This window comes from Hyphomonas sp., from assembly GCF_037969335.1.
In the GTDB taxonomy this organism is placed as follows: Bacteria; Pseudomonadota; Alphaproteobacteria; order Caulobacterales; family Hyphomonadaceae; genus Hyphomonas.
In genome coordinates this window covers 1-4,638 of record NZ_JBBKXE010000114.1, presented here as the reverse complement: position 1 = coordinate 4,638, position 4,638 = coordinate 1, and the positions used below count along the sequence as shown (strand labels likewise).

3 protein-coding genes and 1 pseudogene are annotated in these 4,638 nt (G+C 62.2%); 2 read left to right on the top strand and 2 right to left on the bottom strand.

Translation table 11 applies throughout. The annotated features are described in order from the left end of the window. The coding region (alaS, locus tag AADA04_RS08625; protein WP_340692852.1) for an alanine--tRNA ligase at positions 1–2,568 on the bottom strand (2,568 nt) is incomplete at its 3' end. Between the two features lie 197 nt (positions 2,569–2,765). Further along, positions 2,766–3,863 (bottom strand): recombinase RecA, encoded by a 1,098-nt coding sequence (gene recA / locus AADA04_RS08620; RefSeq protein WP_340692851.1) that lies wholly within the window; start codon positions 3,861–3,863, stop codon positions 2,766–2,768. 156 nt (positions 3,864–4,019) lie between these two features. On the opposite strand from recA, the gene AADA04_RS08615 reads away from it, so the two are divergent. Continuing rightward, positions 4,020–4,232: a DUF2093 domain-containing protein gene (locus AADA04_RS08615; protein ID WP_340692850.1), complete on the top strand. Its 213-nt coding sequence runs from the start codon at positions 4,020–4,022 to the stop codon at positions 4,230–4,232. After that, positions 4,229–4,638 (top strand): annotated as a pseudogene (locus tag AADA04_RS08610) (hypothetical protein); the annotation flags it as partial. The gene AADA04_RS08615 and the pseudogene AADA04_RS08610, both read left to right, overlap by 4 nt.

Here is a 4,638-nt window from a genome sequence, read left to right as displayed (position 1 = left end):
CGCCATGTCCGGGCGCCCGCCACCGCCCTGGCCGCCCAGTGCGCCGGCAGCCACTTTCACAAGGTCCACCGCCGAATATTTCGCGGTGAGGTCCGCCGTGACGCCAATCGCCACGCCGGCCTTGCCATCGGCCACGCCGACAAAGGCCACGACGCCCGAACCGATCTTCGCCTTGGCCTCGTCGACCAGCGCACGCAAATCCTTGCCGCCGACGCCTTCAGCGACGCGCGCGATCAGGTTCACGCCATTGATCACTTCCGGCCCGGCGGGCGCGCCGCCACCGCCGCCCATGGCCAGCTTGCGCTTGGCATCGGCCAGTTCCTTCTCCAGCGCGCGGCGTTCTTCCGTCAGGACGGTGACCTTGCGCGGCACATCCTTCAGCGGCACTTTCAGGCTCTCGGCGAGATCCTCGGCAATCCTTGCGCGGCCCTTGAGATAACTCAGCGCCTCGGCGCCCGTGGCCGCCTCGATCCGGCGGACGCCAGCAGATACGCCGCCTTCCGACGTGATCACGAACACGGCAATATCGCCCGAGCGCTCGACATGAATACCACCGCAGAGCTCAACCGAATAGGCCTTGCCGTCGCCCTTGCCCATCGACAGGACGCGGACTTCATCACCGTACTTTTCGCCAAACAGCGCCAGCGCCCCGGCCTCGATAGCTTTCTCCGGCGTGGTCACCTTGATGTCTGTCGCGGCATTCTGGCGGATCACCGCATTGACCTGGTCCTCGATGGCTTCAAGTTCCGCTGCCGTCACCGGCGCACCATGCGAGAAGTCAAACCGCAGGCGATCCGCTTCAACCAGCGAGCCCTTCTGCGTGACATGCTCGCCGAGCACATTTCGCAAGGCCGCATGCAGCAGGTGGGTCGCCGAATGGTTCGCCATGATGGCCCGGCGCCGCGTCGCGTCGACATGCAGTTTCGCCTTCGCACCGAGCTTGGCCGAGCCGCTGACGAGTTCACCAATATGGACGTTCACATCGCCGGCCCGTTTCTGCACATCACGGACGATGAAGCGCGCGCCGCCATCGAACGTGATCTCGCCATGGTCACCGGCCTGACCACCGCTCTCGGCATAGAAAGGCGTAGCATCGAACACGAGTTCGGCTGCACCCGGCTGGAGCGTATCGACCAGCGCACCGCCCGCCGCGATGGCAACGAGTTTGCCCTGGCCTTCTATGGCTGAATACCCGCCGAATTTCGTGGCACCGGATTTTTCGCGCACCGCGAACCAGATGTCATCGGTCGCGGCATCACCGGACGAGAAGCCCGCGCTGCGCGACCCTTCGCGCTGGACGTCCATCGCCGCGTCGAAACCGGCCGTATCGACCGACATTCCGCGCGCCCGCAGGATGTCCTGCGTCAGGTCGAGCGGGAAACCGAACGTGTCATACAGCCGGAAGGCGGTGTCACCCGATAGCGCATCACCCTCGCCAAGGCCGGTCGTTGCCTCGTCGAGCAGGGACAGGCCACGGCCGAGCGTGCGCTGGAAGCGGGACTCTTCCTGTTCGAGGGCGGATTCGATCGCGGCTTTCGCGCGGCCCAGTTCCGGATAGGCCTTGCCCATTTCACCGATCAGGGCCGGCGTGAGGCGGTGCATCATCGGTTCGCGGGCGCCGAGCAAGTGACCATGGCGCATGGCGCGGCGCATGATGCGGCGCAGGACATAGCCGCGTCCCTCATTCGACGGCAGCACGCCATCGGCGATGAGGAAAGCTGACGTGCGCAGATGGTCCGCGATCACGCGGAAGGAGGCCAGATGGTCGCCTGCAGCCTTCTCGCCGTAGAGGTCTTCTTCGGCCTTGATCAAGTTTGCGAAAAGGTCGATCTCGTAATTGTTGTGGACGCCCTGCATGACAGCCGCGATGCGCTCAAGACCCATGCCCGTATCGATCGACGGTTTGGGCAAGGGCTTGCGCGATCCGTCAGCGGACTGGTCGAACTGCATGAATACCAGGTTCCATATCTCGATGAAGCGGTCGCCATCCTCATCCGGGCTGCCGGGAGGGCCGCCGGCAATCTTGTCGCCATGGTCGTAGAAGATTTCCGAGCACGGGCCACAAGGGCCGGTATCGCCCATCGACCAGAAATTGTCCGATGTGCTGATGCGGATGATCCTGTCGTCGGACAGGCCGGCCACCTTCTTCCAGAGCAATGCGGCCTCGTCATCCTCGGCATAGACGGTTACCAGCAGGCGCTTCGGGTCGAGCCCGAACTGTTTCGTGACCAGGTCCCAACCATAGACAATCGCCTGTTCCTTGAAATAATCGCCGAACGAGAAATTGCCCAGCATTTCAAAGAATGTGTGGTGACGCGCCGTATAGCCGACATTGTCGAGATCATTGTGCTTGCCACCGGCCCGGACGCACTTTTGCGACGTGGTGGCGCGCGGGGCGAATGGCGTCTCAGCCCCAGTGAAAATGTTCTTGAATGGCACCATGCCCGCATTGACGAACAACAGGGTCGGATCATTCTGCGGCACGAGGGGCGCAGAGGCGCGCCGCGTGTGTCCCTGCTTCTCGAAGAAGGAAAGGAAGGCTTCGCGGATATCGTTGACGCCGGTCATGGGCAGTGTCCTAGCCGAAATTATTCATGTGCGACGAGGGCAGTCCCGCGCCGGTTCCAACCGGCGATATAAAGGTCCCTTTGCGGCGCGCCAAGCCGGGTGCGCCACAAAGAGACAAGTTCAGGTGAGAGACCTGGCTGCAAACTGGGCCCCGAACGCCCCGTTTTCGGGTCGTTCGGGGTAAAAAACAGAGCCGATTAGCCTTCAGCGGCGTCCGGTTCGACATCGTCATCCTTGCCGGCTTCCATGCCGGCCGTGAGGAGTTCGTCGGCAAGGAGGCCCGCATTGCGGCGAATCAGATCTTCGATCTCGTCGGCCATGGCGGGGTTTTCCTTGAGGAAGGCGCGGGTCTTCTCGCGCCCCTGGCCCATCCGCTCACCCTTGTAGGAATACCAGGAGCCGGATTTCTCGACGACTTCAGCCTTGACCCCGAGGTCAATCAGCTCGCCCGTCTTGGAAATGCCTTCGCCATAGATGATGTCGAACTCGACCTGCCGGAACGGCGGGGCCACCTTGTTCTTGACCACTTTGACGCGTGTCTGGTTGCCGATGACCTCATCACGTTCCTTGATCTGGCCGATGCGGCGGATGTCGAGACGGACCGAGGCATAGAATTTCAGCGCATTACCGCCGGACGTCGTTTCCGGGCTGCCGAACATGACGCCGATCTTGTGACGAATCTGGTTGATGAAGATGACGGTACATTTCGATTTCGAGATCGAACCGGTGAGCTTGCGCAGGGCCTGGCTCATCAGGCGTGCCTGCAGGCCGGGAAGGGAATCGCCCATCTCGCCTTCAAGTTCGGCGCGCGGGGTGAGCGCGGCCACCGAGTCGATGACCAGCAATTCCACTGCGCCGGAGCGCACCAGCGTGTCGGCAATCTCAAGTGCCTGTTCGCCTGTGTCAGGCTGCGAGATCAGGAGGTCGTCCAGCCCCACACCCAGCTTGCCGGCATAGACCGGGTCGAGCGCGTGCTCGGCATCAACGAAGGCGCATACGCCGCCATTCTTTTGCGCTTCGGCCACACAGTGCAGGGCCAGCGTCGTCTTGCCCGAGCTTTCCGGGCCGTAGATCTCGATGATCCGACCGCGTGGAATGCCGCCAATGCCCAGCGCGATGTCGAGCCCCAGCGAACCGGTCGAAACCGCCTCGATATCCATGACCTTGCGATCACCGAGGCGCATCACCGATCCCTTGCCGAACGCGCGTTCAATATTACCTAGAGCCGTTTCAAGAGCCTTCTGCTTATCCACACCGGATTCCTTATCCACAAGTTGAAGCGCTGGTTTGGCCATGAGTCGTCTCCTTAGGTCCACTACCGGGGTCAGTTTGGCAAGGCCCCCTATTGCCGTCCATGTTCTGTATGTACCATGTTTGTTCTCCAGAACAAAGCGGAAACTTCCTGTTCGCTGCACCTTTTCTTTTCCGCGCGGATCGGGCATGGTGGCGGGATGTTGACCCGATCAAACCGACAAGCGGGCGAAGCACGGCTTCGCTACCTTGATGCCGATGTCCAGGTGCTTGCACCCGGCGATTTTGTTGTGTGTGCCGTGACGGGCCGCAAGATTCCCCTTCAGGCCCTGCGCTATTGGAGCGTCGACCTGCAAGAGGCTTATTGGGACGCCGCAGCCGCAGGCACCCGGATGATTCCCGCACAAGGATGATGCTGCGCGAACTCCTGCTCGCGGTCGTGATGTGTTCAGGAGCGTGTGCACAAACGCCTGCCTCCGACGAAATCCGATCCGCAACGTCTGCCCACCCGGCCTGCGACGGCGCCCTCAAACAGGGTGGCCTTGTCATCTGCCATGCTGCGCCCGGCGAAACGATGACGGTCGCCGGCGTCAAGCAAGTGGTGGATGACACCGGTACGGCCCAATTTGGTATCCGCACAAACGCGCCCTCGGTGATCGGCTGGTCTGCCGCAAGCGGCGCCTTTGGCGACCTCACCATCGCCGCCCGCGATGATGAATTCCGCACGATAAAGGGCTTCGATTGCGACAAGGTCGATGCCCGCTCGCCCGAACAGAAAACCCATGCGGCAAAAAGCTGGCAGATCAAGCAAGAGGCGTT

What these genes read in the sequence shown, in the direction of transcription:
- recA (WP_340692851.1), bottom strand. Translation starts at nt 3,863, where the DNA reads ATGGCCAAACCAGCGCTTCAACTTGTGGATAAGGAATCCGGTGTGGAT.
- AADA04_RS08615 (WP_340692850.1), top strand. Translation starts at nt 4,020, where the DNA reads ATGTTGACCCGATCAAACCGACAAGCGGGCGAAGCACGGCTTCGCTAC.